Source organism: Fictibacillus sp. WQ 8-8 (assembly GCF_024494405.1).
Lineage (GTDB): Bacteria > Bacillota > Bacilli > Bacillales > Fictibacillaceae > Fictibacillus_C > Fictibacillus_C marinisediminis.
The window spans coordinates 17,608-40,869 of record NZ_JAMXKG010000009.1 but is presented as its reverse complement, the minus strand read 5'-3'; the positions used below and the strand labels follow the sequence as shown (position 1 = coordinate 40,869).

General features: G+C 42.1%; 20 protein-coding genes. 13 read left to right on the top strand and 7 right to left on the bottom strand.

Annotated features, from left to right (window positions below):
• The first annotated feature begins 11 nt into the window (after positions 1–11).
• The 3 genes from M1K46_RS18595 (at position 12) to M1K46_RS18585 (ending at position 2,951) form a co-directional block, all read left to right on the top strand.
• A complete protein-coding gene (locus M1K46_RS18595) occupies positions 12–923 on the top strand; it encodes a substrate-binding domain-containing protein (RefSeq protein ID WP_256227206.1) in 912 nt (303 codons plus the stop codon).
• Between the two features lie 406 nt (positions 924–1,329).
• Positions 1,330–1,512 carry an aspartyl-phosphate phosphatase Spo0E family protein gene (locus M1K46_RS18590; RefSeq protein WP_256227205.1) on the top strand — a complete coding sequence of 61 codons (183 nt, stop codon included), beginning with the start codon at positions 1,330–1,332 and terminating at the stop codon, positions 1,510–1,512.
• 188 nt (positions 1,513–1,700) lie between these two features.
• Positions 1,701–2,951: a helix-turn-helix domain-containing protein gene (locus tag M1K46_RS18585; RefSeq protein WP_256227204.1), complete on the top strand. Its 1,251-nt coding sequence runs from the start codon at positions 1,701–1,703 to the stop codon at positions 2,949–2,951.
• A 46-nt stretch (positions 2,952–2,997) separates the two neighbouring features.
• On the opposite strand, the gene M1K46_RS18580 is transcribed toward M1K46_RS18585, so the two are convergent.
• The 6 genes from M1K46_RS18580 to M1K46_RS18555 all read right to left on the bottom strand — a co-directional run bounded on the left by M1K46_RS18580 (position 2,998) and on the right by M1K46_RS18555 (position 8,988).
• Positions 2,998–3,651: a DUF2306 domain-containing protein gene (locus M1K46_RS18580; RefSeq protein WP_256227203.1), complete on the bottom strand. Its 654-nt coding sequence runs from the start codon at positions 3,649–3,651 to the stop codon at positions 2,998–3,000.
• A 797-nt stretch (positions 3,652–4,448) separates the two neighbouring features.
• A complete protein-coding gene (locus M1K46_RS18575; protein WP_369795830.1) occupies positions 4,449–4,889 on the bottom strand; it encodes a cupredoxin domain-containing protein in 441 nt (146 codons plus the stop codon).
• 439 nt (positions 4,890–5,328) lie between these two features.
• A complete protein-coding gene (locus M1K46_RS18570; protein ID WP_062235746.1) occupies positions 5,329–6,093 on the bottom strand; it encodes a SurA N-terminal domain-containing protein in 765 nt (254 codons plus the stop codon).
• Between the two features lie 130 nt (positions 6,094–6,223).
• Entirely contained in the window at positions 6,224–7,627 is a 1,404-nt protein-coding gene (locus M1K46_RS18565) for a hypothetical protein (RefSeq protein WP_256227202.1), read from the bottom strand.
• Positions 7,628–7,778: 151 nt separating this feature from the next.
• A complete protein-coding gene (locus M1K46_RS18560; protein WP_256227201.1) occupies positions 7,779–8,369 on the bottom strand; it encodes a DedA family protein in 591 nt (196 codons plus the stop codon).
• 22 nt (positions 8,370–8,391) lie between these two features.
• The gene (locus M1K46_RS18555) at positions 8,392–8,988 is read right to left on the bottom strand and encodes an undecaprenyl-diphosphatase (protein ID WP_256227200.1); all 597 of its coding nucleotides are present in this window, start codon (positions 8,986–8,988) and stop codon (positions 8,392–8,394) included.
• A 185-nt stretch (positions 8,989–9,173) separates the two neighbouring features.
• Between M1K46_RS18555 and M1K46_RS18550 the strand changes: the two genes are divergently transcribed.
• From M1K46_RS18550 to M1K46_RS18540, 3 genes are all read left to right on the top strand, one after another.
• Positions 9,174–9,875, top strand: a complete 702-nt coding sequence (locus M1K46_RS18550) for a response regulator transcription factor (RefSeq protein ID WP_062235693.1) — start codon at positions 9,174–9,176, stop codon at positions 9,873–9,875.
• Between the two features lies 1 nt (position 9,876).
• A complete protein-coding gene (locus tag M1K46_RS18545) occupies positions 9,877–11,244 on the top strand; it encodes a sensor histidine kinase (RefSeq protein ID WP_256227199.1) in 1,368 nt (455 codons plus the stop codon).
• A 117-nt stretch (positions 11,245–11,361) separates the two neighbouring features.
• Positions 11,362–11,565: a hypothetical protein gene (locus M1K46_RS18540; protein WP_053355198.1), complete on the top strand. Its 204-nt coding sequence runs from the start codon at positions 11,362–11,364 to the stop codon at positions 11,563–11,565.
• A gap of 67 nt (positions 11,566–11,632) precedes the next feature.
• Here the strand turns inward: M1K46_RS18540 and M1K46_RS18535 are convergent, their stop codons facing one another.
• Positions 11,633–12,379 carry a COG4705 family protein gene (locus M1K46_RS18535; RefSeq protein WP_256227301.1) on the bottom strand — a complete coding sequence of 249 codons (747 nt, stop codon included), beginning with the start codon at positions 12,377–12,379 and terminating at the stop codon, positions 11,633–11,635.
• A gap of 371 nt (positions 12,380–12,750) precedes the next feature.
• On the opposite strand from M1K46_RS18535, the gene M1K46_RS18530 reads away from it, so the two are divergent.
• The 7 genes from M1K46_RS18530 (at position 12,751) to M1K46_RS18500 (ending at position 23,230) form a co-directional block, all read left to right on the top strand.
• Positions 12,751–13,494: a DUF2161 domain-containing phosphodiesterase gene (locus tag M1K46_RS18530; RefSeq protein ID WP_256227198.1), complete on the top strand. Its 744-nt coding sequence runs from the start codon at positions 12,751–12,753 to the stop codon at positions 13,492–13,494.
• 135 nt (positions 13,495–13,629) lie between these two features.
• Entirely contained in the window at positions 13,630–16,545 is a 2,916-nt protein-coding gene (gene pulA, locus M1K46_RS18525; RefSeq protein WP_256227197.1) for a type I pullulanase, read from the top strand.
• 161 nt (positions 16,546–16,706) lie between these two features.
• Positions 16,707–17,711 (top strand): hydroxyectoine utilization dehydratase EutB, encoded by a 1,005-nt coding sequence (gene eutB / locus M1K46_RS18520; protein WP_256227196.1) that lies wholly within the window; start codon positions 16,707–16,709, stop codon positions 17,709–17,711.
• Positions 17,712–17,856: 145 nt separating this feature from the next.
• Positions 17,857–19,563, top strand: coding sequence for a PucR family transcriptional regulator (locus M1K46_RS18515; RefSeq protein WP_256227195.1), 1,707 nt, complete (start codon positions 17,857–17,859; stop codon positions 19,561–19,563).
• A 237-nt stretch (positions 19,564–19,800) separates the two neighbouring features.
• The gene (locus M1K46_RS18510) at positions 19,801–20,994 is read left to right on the top strand and encodes a M24 family metallopeptidase (RefSeq protein WP_256227194.1); all 1,194 of its coding nucleotides are present in this window, start codon (positions 19,801–19,803) and stop codon (positions 20,992–20,994) included.
• Positions 20,995–21,011: 17 nt separating this feature from the next.
• Positions 21,012–22,016 carry a cyclodeaminase gene (locus tag M1K46_RS18505; protein ID WP_256227193.1) on the top strand — a complete coding sequence of 335 codons (1,005 nt, stop codon included), beginning with the start codon at positions 21,012–21,014 and terminating at the stop codon, positions 22,014–22,016.
• Positions 22,017–22,030: 14 nt separating this feature from the next.
• Positions 22,031–23,230 (top strand): cystathionine gamma-synthase family protein, encoded by a 1,200-nt coding sequence (locus M1K46_RS18500; RefSeq protein ID WP_256227192.1) that lies wholly within the window; start codon positions 22,031–22,033, stop codon positions 23,228–23,230.
• Positions 23,231–23,262: the final 32 nt, after the last annotated feature.

Sequence of the window (23,262 nt, the reverse complement as noted above, 5' to 3'; positions counted from 1 at the left end):
GGAGGGATTGTATGGATAAACCAGTATCATACACGATCGAGGAAGTATCCGCGTTGTTAAAAGTTTCAAAGCTGACCATTTATGATCTTATTAAAAAAGGTGAGATTTCGGCTTTCAGGGTCGGAAGGCAAATGAGGATTGACCATGAAGATCTTGTGGCGTATAAAGCAGGGAGCAGAACGGTAAAATCTTATTCCGAGAATGCAGTACCTGCGCTTCATTCGCATCAAACAGTAATCAGCGGCCAGGATATCGTGCTGGACTTGCTCAGCAAGCACTTGGAGCCTAAATTAAGAACACCTCCTTTAAGGCTGTATATGGGAAGCTTGAATAGTTTAATGTCGATGTATCATGGAGAGTGTGATCTTGTCAGTGTCCATCTGTACGATGGAGAGACCGGGCAATACAATGTGCCTTATGTAAAACGGATGCTGGTCAGCCAGCCTTTTGCGCTGATTAACTTAGTTTGCCGGAATGCAGGAATCTATGTGTGGAAGGGAAATCCTCTTCAAATCAAAACTTGGAGGGATTTGGCCAAGCCCGTTGTTACTATCGTCAACCGGGAAAAAGGTTCGGGTGCGCGGGTGCTGCTTGATGAGCAATTGCGGCTTCATCAAATTTCACATGTAAACGTTAAAGGCTATGAAACAGAAGTAACCAATCATCTATCTGTCGCCTCAGCTGTGGCCAGCGGACAAGCTGATGCAGGCATAGGCATTGAGAACGTGGCAAAGATGGCAGAAGTTGATTTTATACCGATGATTCAAGAACAATATGATCTTGTTATTTTAAAAACAAATGAAAATAAAAATTTGCTTCATCATGTAATGAACACTTTGTCCTCTTCGGATTTTAAATCCCAGTTAAGCCAGCTGAAAGGCTATGATCTGCATCTTACCGGGCAAATCATCTATGAAACATAAGCGAAACCAGATTCTGTGCTTTGGAATCTGGTTTTTTCTTTTATCAATCTTAAGGAAGAGTTAAGCTTCTCCTTCTAAACTGGCTGTAAAGTTGCTTCGGACACTACAGGGGCCGAGGGGCCGCGGAAGCCAGAAGGTGACCGACTGGATCAAGAATAACTGTGAAAAGGTGCTCTCAAAACCAAGCCCTCTATGTATACAAATGATAACTGCAGCGGCTCTTAATTGGAGCCGCTTTTTTTCCTTTTTGTAGGATGTTGAGAAACTTTCAGCCAGATGGCCTTGAGAGCTGTTCGTTTTTCATAATATTTCTCAACCTGTTAAATGCTGTTTTTGCTACTATTGGATTATTTTTTGATTTAAGATGATGGTGTAAGAAGATTTTAATAAATCAGGAGTGAATGGCATGAGTCCAGCGTTAAACAGGGAATTACTAGAGTTAATTGAGAATAAGCGAACAGAAATGGTGCTTTCAGCAATGGAGAAAGGGTTTCATAGTGAGGAGACCATCTGCCGAGGAAATGAACTGAATGAACTATTAAACTGTTATCATAAGCTGCTTTCTATTCATTCCACGGACAGAATCTAGCGATTTGGCCCTGTTTAAAATACTTCCTTATCCAATTAATTGTCTCTCTTATCCTATTTCACTCTCTTACACTGCACATCCTTCTTTACCAAACACTCTCCTGCATATATGTAGATAGGGAAACTTATGGTAAAATCTTTAGCAGAGAAATATTTTCTGTCTTTAATGATATGAGGGGGAGGCAGCACGTGATTGACGGTAAAAAAATTTACTTTTACAGAATTAAAAAAGGCTTAACCCAAAAAGCTGCCTGTGAAGGAATCTGTTCGGTTTCATACTTAAGCAAAATTGAAAACAACAGCATTACAGCAAGCCCTGAAATTCTACAGTTATTATGCGAACGGTTAGACATCGAAACTTCTCATATTAGCGAGGAGTTCATCAATAATTTAAAGAAAGAAATTTATGAATGGTATCAGGATATTAAGTACAGGAACGAAGAAGATGTTCACCGGAAATTTGAGGAACTGCAAACCCAGATGACCCATGTGGATGACTTAGGTCTTGTTAACCTGTTTCAAATTTTTTCAGTACGATATTTCATTTATAAAAATGACCTGGAGAAGGCAAAGGAACTGCTTGATAAGCTGACTGAAGTGAAAAAGACGTATACCACTGAAATGGAGTTTTATATTTTTCAGTTTACAGCTCATTATGAATATTTGCTGGATAATCATAAATCTGCTTTATATTTCTATAAAAAGGCTTATTTTTTATCAAGTAAGCTTAGCATTCAAGATCCTGATTTAATCTATCAATTAGCGAATATTACCGGCCGGTTAGGATATTTTTCTCAATCTCATTTTTATGCGAAAACAGCGCTGGAGGCATTCAACGCAGAAGCCAATTATGCCAAAAGCATTGATTGTCATATTATACTTGGCGTTACATATAGCCGATTAAAGGACTTTGAGTCGGCGAAATCTCATTATCTTGTCGCATTGAATGCAGCTACTTTTAACCCGGCATTAAAAATCATGCTGCCAAACATTCTTCACAACATGGGCCATTCCTATTTTCAAGCAGAACAGTATGACGAAGCCCTATCCGTTTTAAAGGAAAGCCTGCGAAAGAAAAAGGGGATCAACACGGCAATAACCATTGGCTTAATTGCCCATAATTATTATATGAAAGATGATGTGAAGGAAGCGAAGCAATGGATCAGAAAAGGAATAAAAATTACAGGTGAAGAAAATATTACTGCTGGCTATATCCGGTTAAAGATACTGGAGTTCAAACTTCTTAAACTGGAGCAAACCGAGGAATATCGTAAGTTTATTGAAGAGAAGGCCATTCCATTTTTAGAAAAAAAGCAAGACCGTTTGCTTCTGATTGAAATGTATGAGGAACTGGCTATCTACTATTCCAACAAGTTTTCTTATAAAAACGCCAATCATTATTATGAAAAACTTAATCAGTTATACAAAGAGTCTTTATAGATGAGAGAGGAGAAAAAATGTAGTCTTATTTTTTCTCCTTTTTATATTACACAGACAATCTGGGGCTCACTTTTGAAGATCTTTTTCTGTGCAAATACCACTCCGCCAGTCCTAGATTCAAAATCATCGACAAAAAGACAGCAAGCGGAAACCCAAGAGCAAAACTTGTACCTGCAACGAATGTAAGTAGGGGCAGAAAAATCCGGAACGTGATAAAAACGAGGGTAACTGCATAGCTGCGAATCATCCATTCCTGGTGGCTGTTGATTTTCCGTTCCCTAATCCTTTTCAACCCTACAAAGGCAGTAATGAACCAGGCGGCATCAAGGCATAAGAAACCAATCGTTGATCCCATTCCGCCGGTGGCATAAAACGCAAGGTAAATACCGGCAGGGACACTGAGAAAAATGGAAGACACATAAATTCTTCCAATGATTCTGTGGATGGAAATCTTCTTTCGGCTCGCTTTTAAAAATTGAAAAGGTCCAGCTGCTAAAGCGATAGCGCCGGTTGCTATATGGATAAAGAAAAAAACCTGCCACTGGCTGTAGGGAAATCCAGGATCCTCAAGTTTTCCTGATACGATTCCCGACTGTTTAGGCCCGTACACAATGTACTGAATAACGATATAACCAATAAATAGAGCTACAACCAGATAAGAGAGCAACGCCTTGTAATTCATGCCCTTACGACCGCCCACATCCATTCCCCCTTCAACTCAAGACACTCACCCTTAAATTATAGTGCAGGAAAAGGATTTAAAAACATATTTTGCAAATAAATGAATGGTTTTAAAGAAATATAAATTTCAAAGTTACGTTATAAATGAGTTAGTCTATCAAGTCTGTCCGCTAATTCATTCCGAATCATCGCTGGATGAGAATGCTACTACCTTTGCAATATCATTAGGTTGACATAGTATTTGCATTGCCGACATTTCTGTATCAAAGACATCAAAATTTCTCTTTATATTGGAGCCAGTGAAAATCATTCTAAACAATTCCATGCTTAGGAGACATTGCTGTTGATATGCTTTTTATTATGTATTCTATTCGAAAATAGTAAAAAGCCTTACATAAACATACTAATGATGTTCGCAAGGCTTTTTATTATTTCATTTTTTTAATAATATGGATCAATGATCAGCAAGAAGATTTTGATTTCCTGAGCCCCACTTAGCAGTCATAATGATCCCTGAAATTTTCCACACTTCATTTACTTTTAGCAGGGAATTATAGCAATTCCTTTTTACTCCACCCGACTATATGAAATTCAATTAATCGGCTGATTAGTGCAGGGCCAAAAGCGCCGCCCATTAATTCTTACTGCTCGCCAGAGAGGGAAACAAATTTTAAAGAGGAGAATAAGGAATATCTCTGTATAAATAAAATTCTTTGACCTCCTATTAGTGTTGCCGTGACTATCATCCACAATCAACAAGCTATCCTAAATAAAAAAGCATTCTGAATATGATTTCAGAATGCTTTTTTATGTTTGCTAATCGACAACAAGATAGGCGATCATGGGACCGTTGTGGGAGATATCGGCATGTGTCTTGCAGATCAGACGGTAAATGCCTTCTTTTTTAAAACGCAGGTGCAGAACCGTTTCTTTCCCTTTAACGACATTTCCTTTAACATTCGTTCCCTCAATATAAAACGGATGTTCTTTGCCATTCACTCCATAGATGCTTAAAGTTACAGGCTGATTGTGAGGGATATGGATGGTTCCGGGGTCCCAGCGGTAAGCTTCGATTTCCTTGCCATTATCAAGCTTGGACTTAAATTCCCCAGTGACCATGTTGATCACAATTCTTTTTGATGCCGCTGGAGAACCAGCTGTCTGGACCGCTTCCGGCTTTACAACGTACCATGTGCCGAGCCCGATACCAATACATAAAATAAAGGCAAGTATCCATTTCCTTGGAACATACAGCACTTTCAAACATTCCACCTCCATTAGCTTGTCTTTTAAACTATATGTAGGGTGGGCGGATAAGTTGTTTTTAAATATAAAAAAATTTAGTTAGAGAGGCTTTTTGGAGAAAGTAGATGCTGTGCAAAGGTGTAAATACAGCTAAATTGCAGTTCGCTTAATATATTAATGTTGTTTTGTTCGTTATCTTATTTCAACACACCTTGTTTTGTTCACTATAGAAGTTCTTTTGAGGGCCGTTTATGCTTTGGGAAATTTTATTATCGAATTTAGAAATATATGATCGAAAATGCAAATTTATTATTGAAAGGAACGGATTTATTATCGAAATCCCAATTTTATTATCGAACAGGTTAAACACGACAGGATTTGACCGGTTTCAACCGAAGCATCCCACAAAAAAAGGAGTGACTCAATTCAAGTCACCCCTTCTCAAACCATATTAGATTTTAATATCAATTTTTGCGTTTTTCTTAAGAGATTTTACGTGGCTCATCAGTTTTTCCTGTTTCTTTTGCTGTTCGAGCTGCTGCTTAATCTGCGGTTTTACTTCTTCCAGTTTTGGAGGCTTTTGGCCTTTGCCTGTTCCCTGCTTGGCATACTGGTTGTAGTAATCCTGAATTTCTTTATCAGTTACTGTATCGGCAGGTACTTCTTTATCAATATACTTTTGAGAAGTAATTCCCTCCGCGATCTGAGCTTTTAACTGAGATTCAGAAAGGTTAGCCTGTTTGAGAGCGGCGGTAAAATTTTTCTCGCCTTTATATTGTTTTTTTGTTTTTTCAAGCTGAGCATTTACTTCAGCTGAGGATGCTTTATAGCCTTTTTTCTTGGCATCCTGCATGATCAGCGACTGTCCGATCAAGCTTTCAATCGTTTGTTTCTTTATCTGTTTTGCCGCTTCTTTAGAAGAAGGGTCTTGTCCCATCTGCTGCATCTGCATTTGGGAGGAGGAAAGAGCCTGGTTGTAGTCTTTGCCCTTGATTTTCTCATTGTTTACTGTCGCAACAACTTTTTTATTTCCTACTTTTTGAGCTTCAAGTTTTTTCTGCATTTCTTTCATTTGTTTTTCTTGCTTTTTCTGAGCTTGGGACGTTTTCGCTTTATCGTTGTTGTCCGAAGCCTTTTTCTCTTTATCATTTGATCCACAAGCCGTTAATGCTACGGCAAGTAAACACACCATTAGTACCGAAATGATTTTTTTCATCATTCCACTCCTTTCAAAACATCCTTGGTGCGCATTATAACGGATATAAGACAAAAAGGGAAATCAAAGGGTGTTAGTCAGAAAAAAAGAAAAACTCACACATTTCCATGTGTGAGTTTCTCCATACGGATCAGATGATAAACATAGCGACGATGGTCGTTACTACGAGACCGATGACAACCGGCAAAAGATTTCTCCTAGCCAGTTCAAAAGGATCAACTCCGCAAATAGCAGCAGCGGGAATCAGCGCCCACGGAATCAAGGTGCCGCCCCCTACCCAAATGGCTGCAATCTGCCCTAAAGCAGTAAGCACAGCTGCTCCTGCTCCAATGGAGTGAGCAAACAAAGCGGCAATTGAACCAGCAAGCGATATACCAGAAAAACCAGACCCGTCGAGACCGGTGATAGCACCCACTACGGTTAGTGTAACGGCACCAACCTCCTTGCTTAATGGCACAACAGAAGCAAGAGAGACGCCTAAGTCGTTGACAATGCCGTGAGAGTGTTTTGGCAGAAAATCACCGATGATTTTTATAAAACCGGCATCTCCCAGGTAAAAGAAGGCAGCGATCGGAATGACCGGGCCAAATACTTTAAAACCGAACTGAAAGCCTTCAATCAGGTAGCTTGTTGTTTTTTCAAGCCCTTCATTTTTGTGGCTCGCCATGGTGATGAGCAGAAGAATGAACACGGAAGTTCCACCGATCAGTGCGGTCGCATCGCCGCCTTGAAGTTTAAGGATGTACATGGCGGCAACATCAAGAGCAAACAACAGAGGAATCAGCAAAGCAAACAAGCGTTTTTGGCACTCAGAAAGAAGGTTTATTTGGCTCTGAGGCAGTTCTTTTGGCTCGGCTGCGGTTGAAAGTCCAGTAGCTGCCGTTAATTTTCCGGATTTTAAGTCGCGTTTTAAAAAGTAGAAAGCAGCTAATGTCGTCACAACTCCCATAACCGCCACAAGAGGAATGCTGGCATGAATGACTTGGCTGACCGGGAGTCCGGCAGCATCTGCTGTCAGTTTGGGAGCGGCCTGGATGACATAATCACCAGACAATGCAATTCCATGTCCGAAGAGGTTCATCGCCATCGCCACACCGAGAGCGGGGAGCCCGGCACGTATTGCGACAGGAAGCAGGACGGCTCCCATCAAGGCAACAGCAGGAGAAGGCCAGAAAAACCAGGAGATGATCATCATGAGAATTCCAATCGTCCAGTAGGCAAGAGCGGGAGTCCGTATCAGCTTTGAAAACGGGGAGATCATGACATCATTAATCCCTGTAGCCGTCAGCGTTTTGCTCATCGCCACGATAATCGAGATGACCAGGATAGTAGAGAGCAGCTCAGTGATTGCATAAGCAAAGCTGTTGAAGATGCTGCTGACGGAAGCACTTAACGAGCCTGTAGCCGTTATGGCAATTAAGAAGATCCCGATGATACAGACCAGGGTCGTATCCCGTCTTAATACCATAAAGCCGATAATCAAAAAGATGAACACGACATAAATCCAATGAAGCGCTGTAAGTTCAACGCCCATTTTTTTCTCTCCCTTCATCGTTTCATATTCCTCAAACGGGCTTATGCCCATGGTGGTGGTAATACAGAATATGTTTAGGTGAAGATATGGTGAGAAGGATTTATAAGACAAAAGCCCCAACCCTGATATTTAAAGGGCTGAGGCTTCGAACTTAAATCGTTTTTCTTTTTTTAATCACAAAAACAGCAAGCAAGATGAATGCCATCAGCATCACAAGGATTACACTGAATTTTGACATATACATCTCTATGGATTTCCATTGGTTTCCGAGAAGGTATCCAAAGGTCAGGAACGTAATGGTCCAGATCAGGGCGCCTGTATAAGCGAAAAAGGAGAATTTTCGGAACGAGTAACCATTTATGCCCGCAAGATAAGCGGTCAAATGTCTTAAACCCGGTATAAAGTAACCAATAAACAATAGGAAGGGACCGTATTTATCATAAAGTTTTTTTGCTGTATCGATTTTATCCTCAGTAAGATGAAGTTTCGGGCCGAATTTCTTTAAAAACGGTAAACCTAATTTAACGCCTAAAAGATAGCTGATGGATATTCCTGCAGCCGATCCAGCCCATGCACTGAGTAAAGCTGGAATGTAGGCCATCTCACCTTTAAAGATATGATATCCAATAAAAGTGAGGAACAGCTCGTCAGGTACAGGAAGCCCTACAATTCCTCCAATCAAAGCCATAATAATCCCGAAATAACCAAAATGTGCAAGAAGATAACTGATGTGCTGTTCCATGTGTGATCACTTCCACAATAGGTTATAGTTTTTCTTTTATTTCAAGTTCATCTGTTTCAAAGAAATTTACTCTGCGGTACACGTTCAAGATAAACTGTACGAAAAATTCCAGCTTAGCTGAAAACCGCACAACCAAATATCCACATGCATAAGCAATTACTGCACTGCCTGCAATATCAGCCGGGTAATGAACACCAACAAAAATTCGTGAAATTCCAATCACCACCGCCCAGCAGAGGACAGGCACACGCCAACGGCTGCCCCTCATCCATAAAATCCATGCGATAGAGAATACTACTATGGCATGATCACTTACAAAAGAAGAATCCATGGAGTGTGGAATCAGTTTGTGTACATGGTGTACGGCAAACGGGCGTGGATGATAGTAAACAAGGTGTAAGATGAGATTCAGCAATAGCGCGAAGGCAGTTGTACATCCAGCATATATCGCGGTACGTTTATTTTCTATATGGTGTGACGTTCCTGGAATAAACCATAGCAGCAAGATCATGGCTACGGCTAAATAGGGCACACTGTTGGTCAGCAAAATCATACTTTTATCCAAAAAGACCGATTGATTTGCCAAGCTGTTGATCCATTGAAAGATAATATCATTCATACATTTCTCTCCTTACATACATAGAATCTCAGGTGTGGATGATTCTGTATCAAAAATTAAGTATAGTTCTGTAAACTGAAAAAACACTGAAGACCACATTAAAATTCAATTAAAATAAGAAGTTTGAAACGTGTCTCATGATAAAGTTGAAAAATAATAGTACAGCATTAAAGAGGTGAGATGGAGTGAAACAACGGATTCTAGTCGTGGAAGATGAAGTGCAGATTGCTAAAGTCCTTAAAATAGAACTGGAATATGAGGATTATGAAGTCCACATCGAGCATGATGGCTTGTCAGGACTGGAGAACGCACTAGGAGAAAATTATAATTTGATCCTTTTGGATGTCATGCTTCCGAAACTGAGCGGAATAGAAGTGTTAAGAAGGCTGCGAAAAGCAGGCAGCCATACACCGGTAATTTTATTAACTGCCCGAAATACAACCCTGGATAAAGTGATGGGCCTGGATCTGGGAGCGAACGATTATGTCACGAAGCCGTTCGAGATTGAAGAGCTGCTGGCGCGGGTGCGGTCCTCCATCCGCTATCACTCTTCCATCATCAGCTGGCAAGCGGACCGAAACCAGCAGCCGAAGCTTTCGATTAAGGATTTAAGTGTGAACACAGAATCAAGGGAAGTGACAAGAAGTGGAGAAAGCATATCACTTACTCCAAAAGAATATGATTTGCTTGTTTATCTTCTTCATCATAAAAATAAGATCGTTACACGCGAAGGTATATTAACGAATGTTTGGGGCTATGAATTTGAAGGAGAAACCAATGTGATCGATGTTTATATCCGGCACCTGAGGAAAAAACTCGAAGATGATTCATCCGATCCATTAATTCAGACCGTTCGTGGTGTCGGTTACACCATGAAGGAGAAGTAAAGTGAAAATCACCACAAAGATCAACATCTTAACAACAGCCTGGCTGGTCTTTATCCTTCTCATCATGAATGTTCTTGTTTTTTTTACATTTATGAAAACCATCGGCAATATTGAAGAACGGTTCCTCATTCAGAAGGCTCACGAGATTATTAAAAAAACAGAAAATCAGGGTTCAAGAGTTCTGACTAAGGACTTGTTGGAAGTCTATCTGTCGGATCATTCTTTTATCCGTTTAGTAGATAAGAATTCAGTGGTCACCAAGCAAATTACAGATGATCAAGACTTGGCAAAGGTAAAAGCGGAATTTTCACCCAAAGAGGAATCCGAGCTCCGGCAGATCGGTGAAGAACAGTTCCAGTTTGTCCGCGTTCCCATCTCAACGAATCACAATGTTTCCTATACGATGGAGATTGCACAGAGGGTAACAGGGCTTGAAGTGAAGAAAGACAAGCTATTATCAATCTTAGCGGCATGTTCAGCCATTACGATTCTGCTCTCTTTGGTAGGAGGAAGGTTGCTTTCCAACGTGATCATGAAGCCAATCTCCAGAATGATTAGAACGATGGAGGACATTGAACAGAGCGGGGTTCCTAAAACGATATTTATCCAAAATCGATCGAAGGATGAACTCTATACCCTTGCCAACACATTTAATCACATGATCAGCAGATTGCAAGAAAATATTGAACGGCAGAAGCAATTTGTTTCTGATGCCTCTCATGAGTTGAAAACGCCAATTACGGTTATTGGCAGCTATGCGAACTTATTAAGAAGAAGAGGATTAAAAAACGAAAAACTCTCAAAAGAAGCGATAGAAGCCATTCATCAGGAAGCGATGAGGATGCAAAAAATGACAGAGACACTGCTTGATCTGGCCTCATCTGAAAATGAAACCTCATTACATGTTAAAAAAGTAAATCTTACTCAAGTTTGCGAAAGCCTTGCCAAACAGCTGAAAAGTATTTATAAACGGGAAATCCTCTTTCATCAGGAAAATCCGCCAGTGTTTGTTGAAGCTGATGAATTAAAGATGAAACAGGTAATCATCATCGTTCTCGATAATGCGATAAAATACAGCAAAGCTAAAATAGAAGTCACGGTCCGCCAAAAAGAAGGGCAAGCCTTTATTCATGTAAAAGATTATGGAATCGGTATACCAGAAGAGGATGTCACCCACATTTTTGAACGATTTTACCGTGTGGATATGGCAAGATCCAGGGAAACGGGAGGAACAGGCCTCGGGTTATCCATTGCTAAAATCATTATGAAGCTTCATCGAGGCGATATTGATATAAAAAGCAGGGAAGGAAAAGGGACAGAGGTTGAATTACGAATTCCGATTTTTTACCAAACGACTCAAGAGGCATAACATTAAATTTTGCTGAGGAGAACATTAATAATAAATGAAAAACCAAAAATAAAGGATTTTACATGCTACAGTTGACACAAGGTTCAGGTGAACTGAACCAAAAAGAGGCGATACACTGTGGCTATTTTAGAAAAACTTCTTTCGCTCTTTCAATTTAGATCATCTTCATTAGAGGAGGATGAGTATATCTCATGTCCTGAATGTGAGGGAACGGGAGAATTTGATACAGATATAGCATGTGAATACTGTGACGGAAAAGGAAAGATTGAAGAAACAGAGTACTATGAAATGCTTACGAAAGGTGATTTTGAAGAATTATAAATAAAAAAATGTAAGCATACAAAAAAGCGCTCCTGAAAATGGAGCGCTTTTTATGCTAGCATAAAGGTTAACTTTCCAACGGGGACTCATCTCTTCGTGTCTTCGTCAGATAAGTAACGAGAGCCAAAATAATAACCAGGAAGATCACACTTGTTCCAGTCGTTCCGAGACCAAGTCCTCCTGCATGGTGGGACTGTGAAAGAAAATCGCCAATTGAAGCGCCAAGTGGGCGTGTTAAAATATAGGCGATCCAGAAGGAAAGAACGGCATTCATGTTAAACTTGTAAAAAGCAAGGGTTACTAAAGCAATCACAGCAGCGAAAATAATTCCGGATTTCCAGTAGCCTAATCCCATATCTTCAGAGACAAGGTCTCCGGCTGCTGTACCAAGTGCAAAGGTAAACAAAATAGCGAGCCAATAAAAGGTTTCCCGTTTCGTTGTAAAGATGGAGTGGATTGAAAGGGTCTTTTCACTGGCATACCAAGCAGCGAAGGTAATGGCTAATACGATGGAAAAAACAATCGTCGATGTCACCAGAGGCACTCCGAAATGATCGGTGAGATTGTCGGTGATCAATGTTCCAACTACACTGATGAGCACGACCGCCAGCCAATAAATACTCGGTATATATTTTCTAGCTTTAAACTGAAAGACCAAGGTGATGATCAAGAGAACGCTCATGACATAGGTTGTATTGGTCAGTCCCCAGTGCAGCTTGAAGGTAAGAAAATCGGCTGCTGTTTCACCAACCGTTGTGGCCATAATTTTAATGACCCAAAAGAAAATGGTGACCTCCGGAACTTTATTCAGCATTTGGCGTCCGATAGAGGTTTGAGTGTTTTCAATGTTTTCCAAATCTATTTCCTCCTTTTTTATTGAAATGGATGATTACATCATCAACCATACTTAAGAGCAATTAAATTCACCTGAAAATTAAATTAAAAATGAATTAAAATGTATCTTTTCTAAAAGAATGTGCTTGGGAACATTTTTGTGAAAAGTCTTCAATGATTGTTGATTGGTGTGCAAGGTGCGAGACTCCAGCGGGACGAGCGTGACAGGTGAAACCCGCAGGCGCTAGCGCCGAGGGGTTCAGCGCACGCCCCGCGGAAAGCGAGCATCCTGAAACGGAAATCAACCACTCTCAAGAGCAACAATGGTTGCGAAAACAGGCAGAGGTTTTTATGAATAACAAAAATGACAAACGATATGAAACAGACTTGTACGAACCAGTAAGGGATTTTTTTATGGAAAAAGGCTTTGAAGTGTATGGGGAGGTCAACCACTGTGACATTGTGGTGGTCAAGGAAGATGAATTGATCATTGTCGAATTGAAGCTGAATCTGAATGTTGAGCTCCTCGTCCAGGCAACAAACAGACAGAGGCTGACGGATTTCGTATACATCGCTATTCCGAGGCCTAAATACAAATTAAGATCAAAAAAGTGGCAGGACACCCTTCATTTGATCAGAAGGCTGGAGCTTGGCTTGCTGCTCGTTTCATTTCCAAAAAGCGGACCTGTAGTGGAAACCATTCTTTCTCCTGGAGCGTTTGACCGGTTAAAAAGCCAGCAGCGCTATAAGAAGAAACGAACCAAGCTTCTGGAAGAAATTAAGGGAAGAAATGGAGATTATAATGTTGGAGGCAGCAACAAAAAGAAGCTCATGACCGCCTACAAAGAAAACTGCATCCAGATCGCCTTTCTGCTTGATCAGCTTGGGCAGTTGTCCCCAAAAGCGCTTCGGGAGCTAGGGACAGGTGCGAAAACCCTCTCGATCCTGAACAAAAATTATTATGGCTGGTTTGAGAAAATTGCCAGGGGAATGTATGGGGTCAGTGAAAAAGGAAAGAAAGAGATGTCTTTGTTTCCTGAGCAAGTCAGGTATTACAGCGAGTTACTGGAAAAAGTAAAAGCGGAAACGGATTAGAACCCTCTAATTCGTTTTTTTTTCGCCAATCAGACTATTTACCCATCTATTATGCAACCGCTTTCATTTATTTCTTTATCATGGTAAAGTTAGGTTTGGAATCCACATTTTGTAATTGTAAAGGGAGGATAAGGAATGAAGTTTGCATCTTTCAAGCGATTTATTGCATTACTCTCGATTTTTACTTTGGTCATTGGAGGTCTTTTTTCTTTCCATTCTGTGCAATCGTTTGCGGAAGCGACGTCTACAGGTGGAAAAACAAAAGTCACGATTCACTACAAGCCTGCAGAAGGCAACACGAAGGACTGGAATTTATGGGTCTTTCCTGAAGGCGGAGAAGGAAAAGCCTATCCGTTTACAGGAGAGGACAAGTTCGGAAAGGTAGCCGAGATCGAGCTTGACGGTACATACAAGAAAGTTGGCTTCATCGTAAGAACGGACAGCTGGGAAAAGGATGGCGGAGACCGTTTTATTGATATCTCTGCCGGCGAAGGCGAAGTTTGGGTGAAGTCCGGTGATGACAATACTTACACAGAGCCGCCAGATGGAGAGTATCGAGACCTTCCTGCTTATGAAGATATTAATGTGAAGGTTCACTATTTCAGATACGACAATCAATATGAGGGCTGGAACCTATGGACCTGGCCGGAGAACGGCGAAGGAAAAGCGGTTCAATTTACCGATGAAGATGAATTTGGCAAAGTGGCCAACATCAAGATGGATAACTTGAAGGACGTTCATAAAATCGGGCTTATTGTAAGAAAAAGCGTGCCCGGAAATGAGTGGGCTGATAAGGAATTTAATGATAGATACGTAACAAAGTTTCACGAAGACGGTTCTGCAGAAGTGTGGATCGCACAGGGGCAGGAGCGCATTTATTATGACAAAGACTTGGTCGACCGTACGCCGAAAATCGTAAAAGCCAGCCTTGATGGGTTCAATGAAATTACGTTTGAAACCAACTTCCCGTTTGATATAAAAAATCACGGTCTTTCCCTTTCAGGCGGAGCAGCTATAAAAGAAGTTGTTCCTTATGACAGCAAAGCAGGAGATTTTACAAACAAAGTTAAAGTCATCACTTCGAAAAATCTGGATCTTACAAAAGTTTACAAGATCTCTAAAGAGAATTTTGGAGTAGCTGCCGTCCAGACAGGCAAGGTGGTCCGTACTCCGGAATTTGATAAGCAGTTTTTCTATAACGGTAAGGATTTAGGAAACACCTATACTAAAAAAGAAACGAGTTTCAGGCTTTGGGCACCAACTGCTAGTGAAGCCAAGATCGTGGTCTACAAATCATGGAAAGAAGAGAAGGGGACCGAGCTGCCATTGAAGAAGTCCGAGCGCGGCACTTGGAAAACAACTCTTAACGGCAATCAAGAGGGTCTGATTTATACGTACAAAGTAAAGATTGGCGACCAGTGGAATGAAGCCGTGGACCCCTACGCACGTGCAGTAACGGTAAATGGCGATAAGGGTGCTGTTATCAATTTGGATAATACCGATCCGAAGCATTTTCACAAAAGAATGAAGGCCTTCACTCCTGAAGATGCTATCATTTACGAGCTTCATGTCAGAGATTTATCCATGCATCCAAAAAGCGGCATCAAGCATAAAGGAAAGTTCTTGGGAGTAGCTGAAGAAAAAACAACCGGGCCAGCGGGAGTAAAAACAGGACTGAACCATATTAAAGATCTCGGTGTTACACACGTTCAGCTGCTTCCAATCTATGATTATAATACGGTTGATGAGACAAAATTGAATAAACCGCAATTCAACTGGGGCTATGATCCTAAGAACTATAATGCACCAGAAGGCTCGTATTCTACTGATCCTTATAAGCCAGCAGTCCGGATCAAAGAGATGAAACAGATGGTCAACACCCTGCATCACAACAAACTTCGGGTCATCATGGACGTGGTATATAACCATATGTTCGCAGCAAAGGAGTCTAACTTCCAGAAGCTTGTACCGGGCTATTATTTCCGCTATAACGAAGATGGGACGTTGGCGAACGGTACAGGTGTGGGGAATGATACGGCATCAGAGCGTAAGATGATGCGCAAATTTATCGTAGATTCTGTGAGCTATTGGGCCAAAGAATACAATCTGGATGGTTTCCGATTCGACTTGATGGGCATCCATGACGTTGAAACGATGAACCAGGTCAGAAAAGCATTGAATACAATTGATCCTTCTATTATAGTGCTTGGCGAAGGTTGGGATCTCAACACACCGATTGATCCTGAAACCAAAGCGAATCAAAAGAATGCCGGAAAAATGCCGGGAATCGCTCATTTCAACGATGGTATACGTGATGGTCTAAAAGGCAGCGTGTTCAATGATACAGATAAAGGAATTGTGAACGGTAAACCGGGTACAGAGGATGCCATTAAAGAAGGTGTAAAAGCAGGCATCGATTATCCAAGCACGACGGCGACCTATAAGGATCCGCAGCAAGTGATCTCATACGTAGAAGCTCACGATAACCACACCTTATGGGATAAATTGCAGCTGACCAATCCGGAGAGTTCAGTTGATACCCGTAAGAAAATGCACAAGCTTGCGTCCTCTATTATCCTGACGTCACAAGGCATTTCGTTCCTGCATGCCGGCCAGGAGTTCATGAGAACGAAAGGCGGCGACCATAATAGCTACAGATCTCCTGATTCTGTGAACCAGCTTGATTGGCAGCGCCGAGCAGACTTCAGCAAAGAAGTAGATTATATGAAAGGCCTTATTAAGCTGCGCAAGAGCCATCCGGCATTCCGAATGAGAACAGCACAGGATATCCGAAATCACTTAATGTTCCTTCCAGCTCAGAAAAATACAGTCATTTATGATCTGAAAGGACACGCAAACAAAGACAAGGCAAAAGATCTAGTTGTCGTGTACAACGCCAACGAAACTGTACAAACGATCTCTCTTCCAACGGTCGGACCATGGAAGGTGCTTGCCAATGGTGAGAAAGCGGGAAACAAATCACTCGGTACCCTGCTGGGCAAAAAGATAAAGGTTCCTGCACTTAGTGCTGTTGTTCTTGAAGGTAAATAACAAAAAGCTAAAGCTAAAGGCTGCCGGCGTAACCCGGCGGCCTTTTTGATGTCAATTTGTACGAAAACTCAATTCAATCACTATTCACTATTAACAGTAGATTACAGAATATTCATACTATATAATCCGAAGTAGGAATGATACTCAGGGAGGGGACCAGCATGAATGAAATAATAAGTACAAACATAAAAGCTGAAGTGACGATTCGGGAGGTGTGGGAAGCCAAAAAGAGGATCGGTTCCCTGATAAAAAAAACACCTGCTGTTGAATCTTTTATTCTATCTGAAAGAGCAGGACGGCCAGTTTATCTTAAACTTGAGACGGTTCATGATACAGGAGCATTTAAAGTCCGGGGGGCAGCGAACAAAATTTTTAGTTTAAGTGAAGAGGAAAAAAAGAGGGGAGTTACAACGTATTCTACGGGAAATCATGGAATGGCAGTAGCCTATGTGGCGAAAAAACTAGGCATTGAGGCCACTGTTTGTATATCCAACCGGGTGCCAAAAGCAAAAGTTGATTCTCTTAAGAGACTGGGTGCTGTCATTGAATTTTGTGGAGAAAGCCAGGATGAGGCTGGCGAAAGATGTTTCACATTAGAAAAAGAGCAGGGATTGACCGTGATCGAGCCATTCGATGATCCGCACATAATCGCAGGACAGGGTACCATTGGTTTGGAACTGCTTGAAGATATTCCATGTTTAACTGATGTGATCGTGCCGCTTTCGGGTGGGGGGCTGCTATCCGGCATTGGTATGGCGGTTAAGTCAAACGACCCGGGGATCAGGGTGACTGGGGTTTCCATGGCAGAATCCGCAGTGATGTATGAAAGCCTTAGAGCAGGGAAACCCGTAAAACTACCTGAGAAGGACACGCTTGCTGACAGCCTGCTCGGAGGAATTGGCCTGGACAATCGCCATACCTTTGAAATGGTAAAAAGGTATATGGACCAGGTTCTATTAATCTCTGAAGATGAGATTGCCTACAGCATGGCCTATATGATGGATCATCACCGAATGATCATGGAAGGAGCAGCAGGTACTGCAATTGCAGCATTATTAGGAAAGAAAATAGAGCACCAGGAAGGAGCAATTGCTGTCATTATCACAGGCCATAATGTAGATCTTTCGGTGGTACAACGAATTCTTCAAACCTACTCACCTTCTTGAAATTACCCATTTTTCCGTAAGATTGTACAGGGGAATTTGGTTTTGTGTTGAAAATATAGTAGAGATCTTCCCGATTATTGTGATGTGCTATATTTAACAATATGTATAATTCAGGAAGGAACATCTTGCGGTCAGGAGGGTTCATATGAGGTTAGCAGTAGGGGATATATTAAACTTCGAGATTATGAAAAATGCCAGAGTACGAACTGGGGGCCATATCCTGAACGAACGGTATGTTCAATGGATTTCTGCTATAGAGATGCCAGTAGAGAATTTTGTCCGCAAAAATGAAGTGGTCCTGAGCACGGCCATTGGGTGCGGCCATGATGTTTTGTTATTCAAAAAATTTGTTGAAGACATCATACAATCTGAAGCTTCAGCGCTTATTATTGCTTTAGGCCGTTACATATATGATGTTCCAAAAGAAGTGATGGAGCTTGCAGAAAAACATAACTTTATCATTATCGAAATTCCATGGGAAATCCGTTTTGCTACCATCATTGAAGATGTTCTTAGAGAACTCAATGACAGGCAGTTTAAAGAACGGGAAAAATCTGAAAAAGTTCAGCAGGAACTCCTTAAACTCATTCTGAAGGAGACAAGCCTGAACGAAATATCCGGTTATATTCAAAAACATATAGGCTGTCCTCTCGTTATTACGGACAGAGCGGGAATTATTCAGGACAGGGCTGAAGCATGCGAGCCTGACGCCAGATGGAAATACTATGACATGAAAGATTGCATCTCCACAGAAAAAACACCTGCCGTTCTGCCGCAGGATCCGATGTTTCAAAAGTTTCATCTTATTGAACGTGAGGGTGAGTCAATTCTTCAACTGCCAATACTAAAGGCTTCAGGTGATATACAGGGATATTTATTTGTTCTGCCTCCAAACGATTTGGTGATCGAAGAGTTTTTAAATCAATACCGTGTGAACGTGCTCGAACATTCTGCTACCACGATCGCTCTTTGGCTGTCGCGCCAAAATGCCATTGAAGAAACGGAGATGCGTCTTCGCAGTGATTTTGTTCAGGAATTGGCAAAAGGAGAGTTTTCTTCCCGGGAACAAGCTGAATCCAGAGCAAAATTGCTCGGGTTTAATATTAAACTCCCTTATGTTTGTATTGCTGGCTATCCTGAAAACCTGGAACTATTGTTCAAAAAAAGAAAGCAGCACTATGATTCGTATGAGCACTGGCTTGACAGCATGATCCGCTACATTGAGGAAGAAATTTATTATGCGGCACAATCTCTAAAAAAAGAAGTGATGATGACCTATCAAGGCGAAAAACTTATCCTTTTTGTAGAAATCACAAGCAATGAGAACCCTGCACATCATTTTTTGGATCTGGTTGAGAGGCGTCTCCGGAATCTGCTGCCGGATGTCATCATTTCATGGGGAATCGGCGGTCATCAGGAGGAGGTTACTGGGTTTAATAAAGGATTTGACCAGGCAAAGACCGCACTGCAGATCGGAAGAAATAAGAAGGGAGCAGGACACCGGGTACTGTATGAAAACACAAAGGTTGATCGGGTGTTGTTGACTCTTGCACAGAACGAAGAAATGAAAGAAATCATCGTATCAGCGATCGAACCGCTTATTCAGTATGACCAGCAGCGCACTATGGATCTTATCGGAACGTTCACCACCTACAATGAATGCCACGGAAATGTGAGTCAGACCGCGCGCCTGTTAAATCTTCACCGGCAATCCCTATTGTACAGGCTTCGTAAAATAGAGACCCTGACCGGCCTTTCCCTGATCGACACGGATGATTTATTTTTATTGGATCTCAGTATCAAAACCTGGAAGTTAGGGTTAACTGAAGCACGATATCCTATTAACAGCTAAATACTTTCAAAGATAAATTAACAATCTTTTATTAATAAAATATTTGAGAGCTTGTCTGAACATGGACAAGCTCTTTTTTTATGTGTGCTAGCTATTCTGAAAAATTGACTAAAACTTTTTACAAAAGTTCATACATATTTGCAGATGATGAATAGATAGAGGGTGTTCTATACTAAGTTTATAAATTCATTATTCATAAAATTCTAATAATTATACAGAAACAGGAGGGAAGGTCCTATGTCATTTGGGACAGCTGAATATCAGGAAAGAATTTATAAAACGAAAAAGAGTATGGCAGAGAAAGGGATAGAAGTCCTCCTGATTACAGACCCGGCCAATATGAACTATTTGTCAGGATACGATGGATGGTCGTTTTACGTCCATCAAATGCTGATCGTTATTAATGACGAAGATCAGCCGATCTGGATCGGCCGCGGCCAGGATGCCAATGGGGCAAAAGCAACGTCATGGCTTTACCATGAGAACCTGATTCCTTATTCCGACGATTATGTCCAATCGATCACGTTGCATCCTATGGATTTTGTGGCCGATATCCTAAAGCAGATCGGGCAGGACAAGCGTTCGATCGGTGTGGAGATGGACAATTATTATTTTACGGCTAAATGTTATGAGCAGTTAAAGAAGGGACTGCCCAATGCTTCGTTTAAAGATGCCACATTATTAGTAAACTGGGTTCGCCTCGTAAAATCAGATGCCGAAATTACGTATATGAAACGCGCTGCTGAAATTGTGGAAAATGCCATGATGAAAGGAATCGGGCTCATTAATGAAGGCGTCAGGGAATGTGATGTGGCCGCCGAGATTTTTCATACCCAAATCAAAGGGACGAAAGACTTTGGCGGTGACTATCCGGCGATCGTGCCCCTGTTGCCTTCAGGAGAAAAAACGTCTACGCCTCACTTAACCTGGACGGATGACCGGTATAAAAAAGGGGACTCCGTCATTTTGGAACTGGCAGGCTGCTATAGACGGTATCATTCACCGCTTGCAAGAACCGTAAATATCGGACCGCCATCCGACAAGCTCAAAAATCTTTCCGATGTTGTAGTAGAAGGGCTGAATGCATGCCTGGACATGATCAAGCCGGGAATTGCCTGTGAGGAAATTGAAGAAACGTGGAGAAAGACGATCCACAAAAGCGGCATTGTTAAAGAATCGCGGCTTGGCTATGCGATGGGACTTAATTATCCGCCGGACTGGGGTGAGCACACGGCAAGCATCCGGAAAGGAGACCGAACCATTCTGCAGCCGAATATGACCTTCCACCTTATCCCCGGAATCTGGCTTGATCAATACGGCTTTGAAGCCAGCGAATCTTTCCGGGTAACTGCGAACGGCTGTGAAGCCTTTGCTTCAATGCCAAGACAACTGTTTATCAAAGATGGAGTGCTGGAAACGAACATGAACTAAAAGGGGTGAAGGGAAAAATGTATATTTTCACAGAGCAGGAATTGAAGCAGCATATCTCATTAAACCTGGACGCTCTTTCCGTTGTTGAAGAAGGCTTTTCTTACCTAGCCGAAGATAAAGTAACCATGCCGCCCATCATGCGGGTTGATGTTCATGATCATAACGGAGAAGTGGACGTGAAAACCGCCTATGTCGAAGGGAAAGACATGTTTGCGATTAAAGTGTCTTCTGGATTTTTTAACAATTACCAGATCGGCCTGCCGAGCGGAAGCGGACTGATGATGCTCATCAGTGCAAAAACAGGTGTGCCGAAGGCGATCTTGCTGGATAACGGTTATCTTACCGATATTCGTACGGCTGCCGCGGGTGCTATTGCTGCTAAATATCTATCAAGAGAAAAGATACAAACCGTTGGCGTGATCGGCTCAGGAAGCCAGGCGAGATACCAGGTAAAAGCCTTGCGGCTAGTAAGGGACTTTCAAGAGGTGCTCGTCTATGGTCGGTCAGTTGAACGGGCGAAGGCCTATGCTGAGGAAATGTCAGCTGAGCTTGGGATTGAGGTAAAAGCGGTCGAAAGCGCAGAGGCGGTTGTACGTAACAGCGATCTCGTCATTACAACAACGCCGGCAAAGGAACCGGTGATTAAAGCAGAATGGCTCCATCCAGGAATTCATATTACAGCGATGGGATCGGACGCCGAGCACAAGCAGGAACTCGAGGCTGAAGTATTGGCACAGGCCGGCCGGCTTGTTTGCGACACCATCGGTCAATGTGAGCGGTTGGGCGAACTTCATCATGCATATGATCGAGGAGTTTTATCCCGTGAACAACCTATCGTTGAGCTCGGGGAGCTGACTTCGCAAAAAACAGTAGGCCGGCAGGATGAAGAACAGATTACGGTCTGTGACTTAACCGGAACAGGAGTACAGGATACCGCCATCGCTTTGTTTGCTTTTCAAGAAATGTTGAAACGAGGACTTGGTTTGAAAATAGAAAACAAAGAAGCAGCCTTAAAAAATTAACGAGGAGTGATCTCATGACAAATCAAAACGTTAAAGCAGGCACGAAGTCCGTGTGGGCAGGGGAAAAAGAGTATTTGGTGCACGGTGCCACCCAGGTGCCGGTCGTTCTAAGTGTAGCGTATGGCTACGACGATATGGATGAATGGTATGACGTCGCCATTGGGAAGAAAAAAGGGCATATATACGGACGAAACACAAATCCGACGGTCCAGGCTTTTGAAGACAAAGTAAAAATTCTCGAAGGAGCCGAAGCAGCTACGAGTTTTTCAACTGGAATGGCAGCGATCAGCAATACACTTTCTACTTTTTTAGTGCCTGGTGACCGGATCGTCTCCATCAAGGATACCTATGGCGGAACCAATAAAATATTCACAGAATTCCTCCCCCGGCAGCAGATCGAGGTTGCGTTATGTGAAACCGGAAACCATGAACAGATTGAAAAAGAAGTAGCAAAAGGCTGCAGTATTCTGTATTTGGAAACACCAACCAATCCAACGGTTAAAATTACAGACATTGAGAGGATGGCCAAAGCAGGACGTGAAGCGGGTGCGTTAGTGGTAGTTGACAATACGTTCGGAACACCGATCAACCAGAATCCGCTCGCTTTGGGAGCAGATCTTGTCATCCATAGTGCGACCAAATTTTTGGGAGGACATGCCGATGCGCTTGGAGGCGTAGTCTGCGGTTCGGGGGAATTGGTGGAAAAAATCTATCATTTCCGTGAAATCAACGGAGCAACGATGGATCCGATGGCTGCTTACCTCATCTTAAGGGGGATGAAAACCCTTCAGCTGCGTGTTCGCCAGCAAACTGAAAATGCAATGGAGCTTGCTAAATTCCTCCAAACGCAAGACTTGGTAGAAGGAGTTTATTATCCTGGACTTGAAACACATCCAAACCATGAAATTGCGAAAAAGCAGATGAAGGGATTTGGCGGAATGCTCAGCTTTGCGGTAAAAGGAGGCGTCGAAACGGTCAGGGACCTGCTTCCAAAATTGCAATTTGCTAACCGTGCGGCCAATCTTGGCGCAGTGGAAACAACCGTCGGCCCTGCACGTACGACAAGCCACGTGGAATGTACACCGGAAGAACGGGCGGCGATGGGAATTCCTGAAGGATTGATCCGCATCTCCTGCGGCATAGAGGACATCGAAGATATTATTGCAGACTTTGAGCAGGCTTTTCAACATGTGGAAATTGCTTTAAAAGTCTAAAAGATAGCAAGTGTGTTTGAGGAGATGAATGA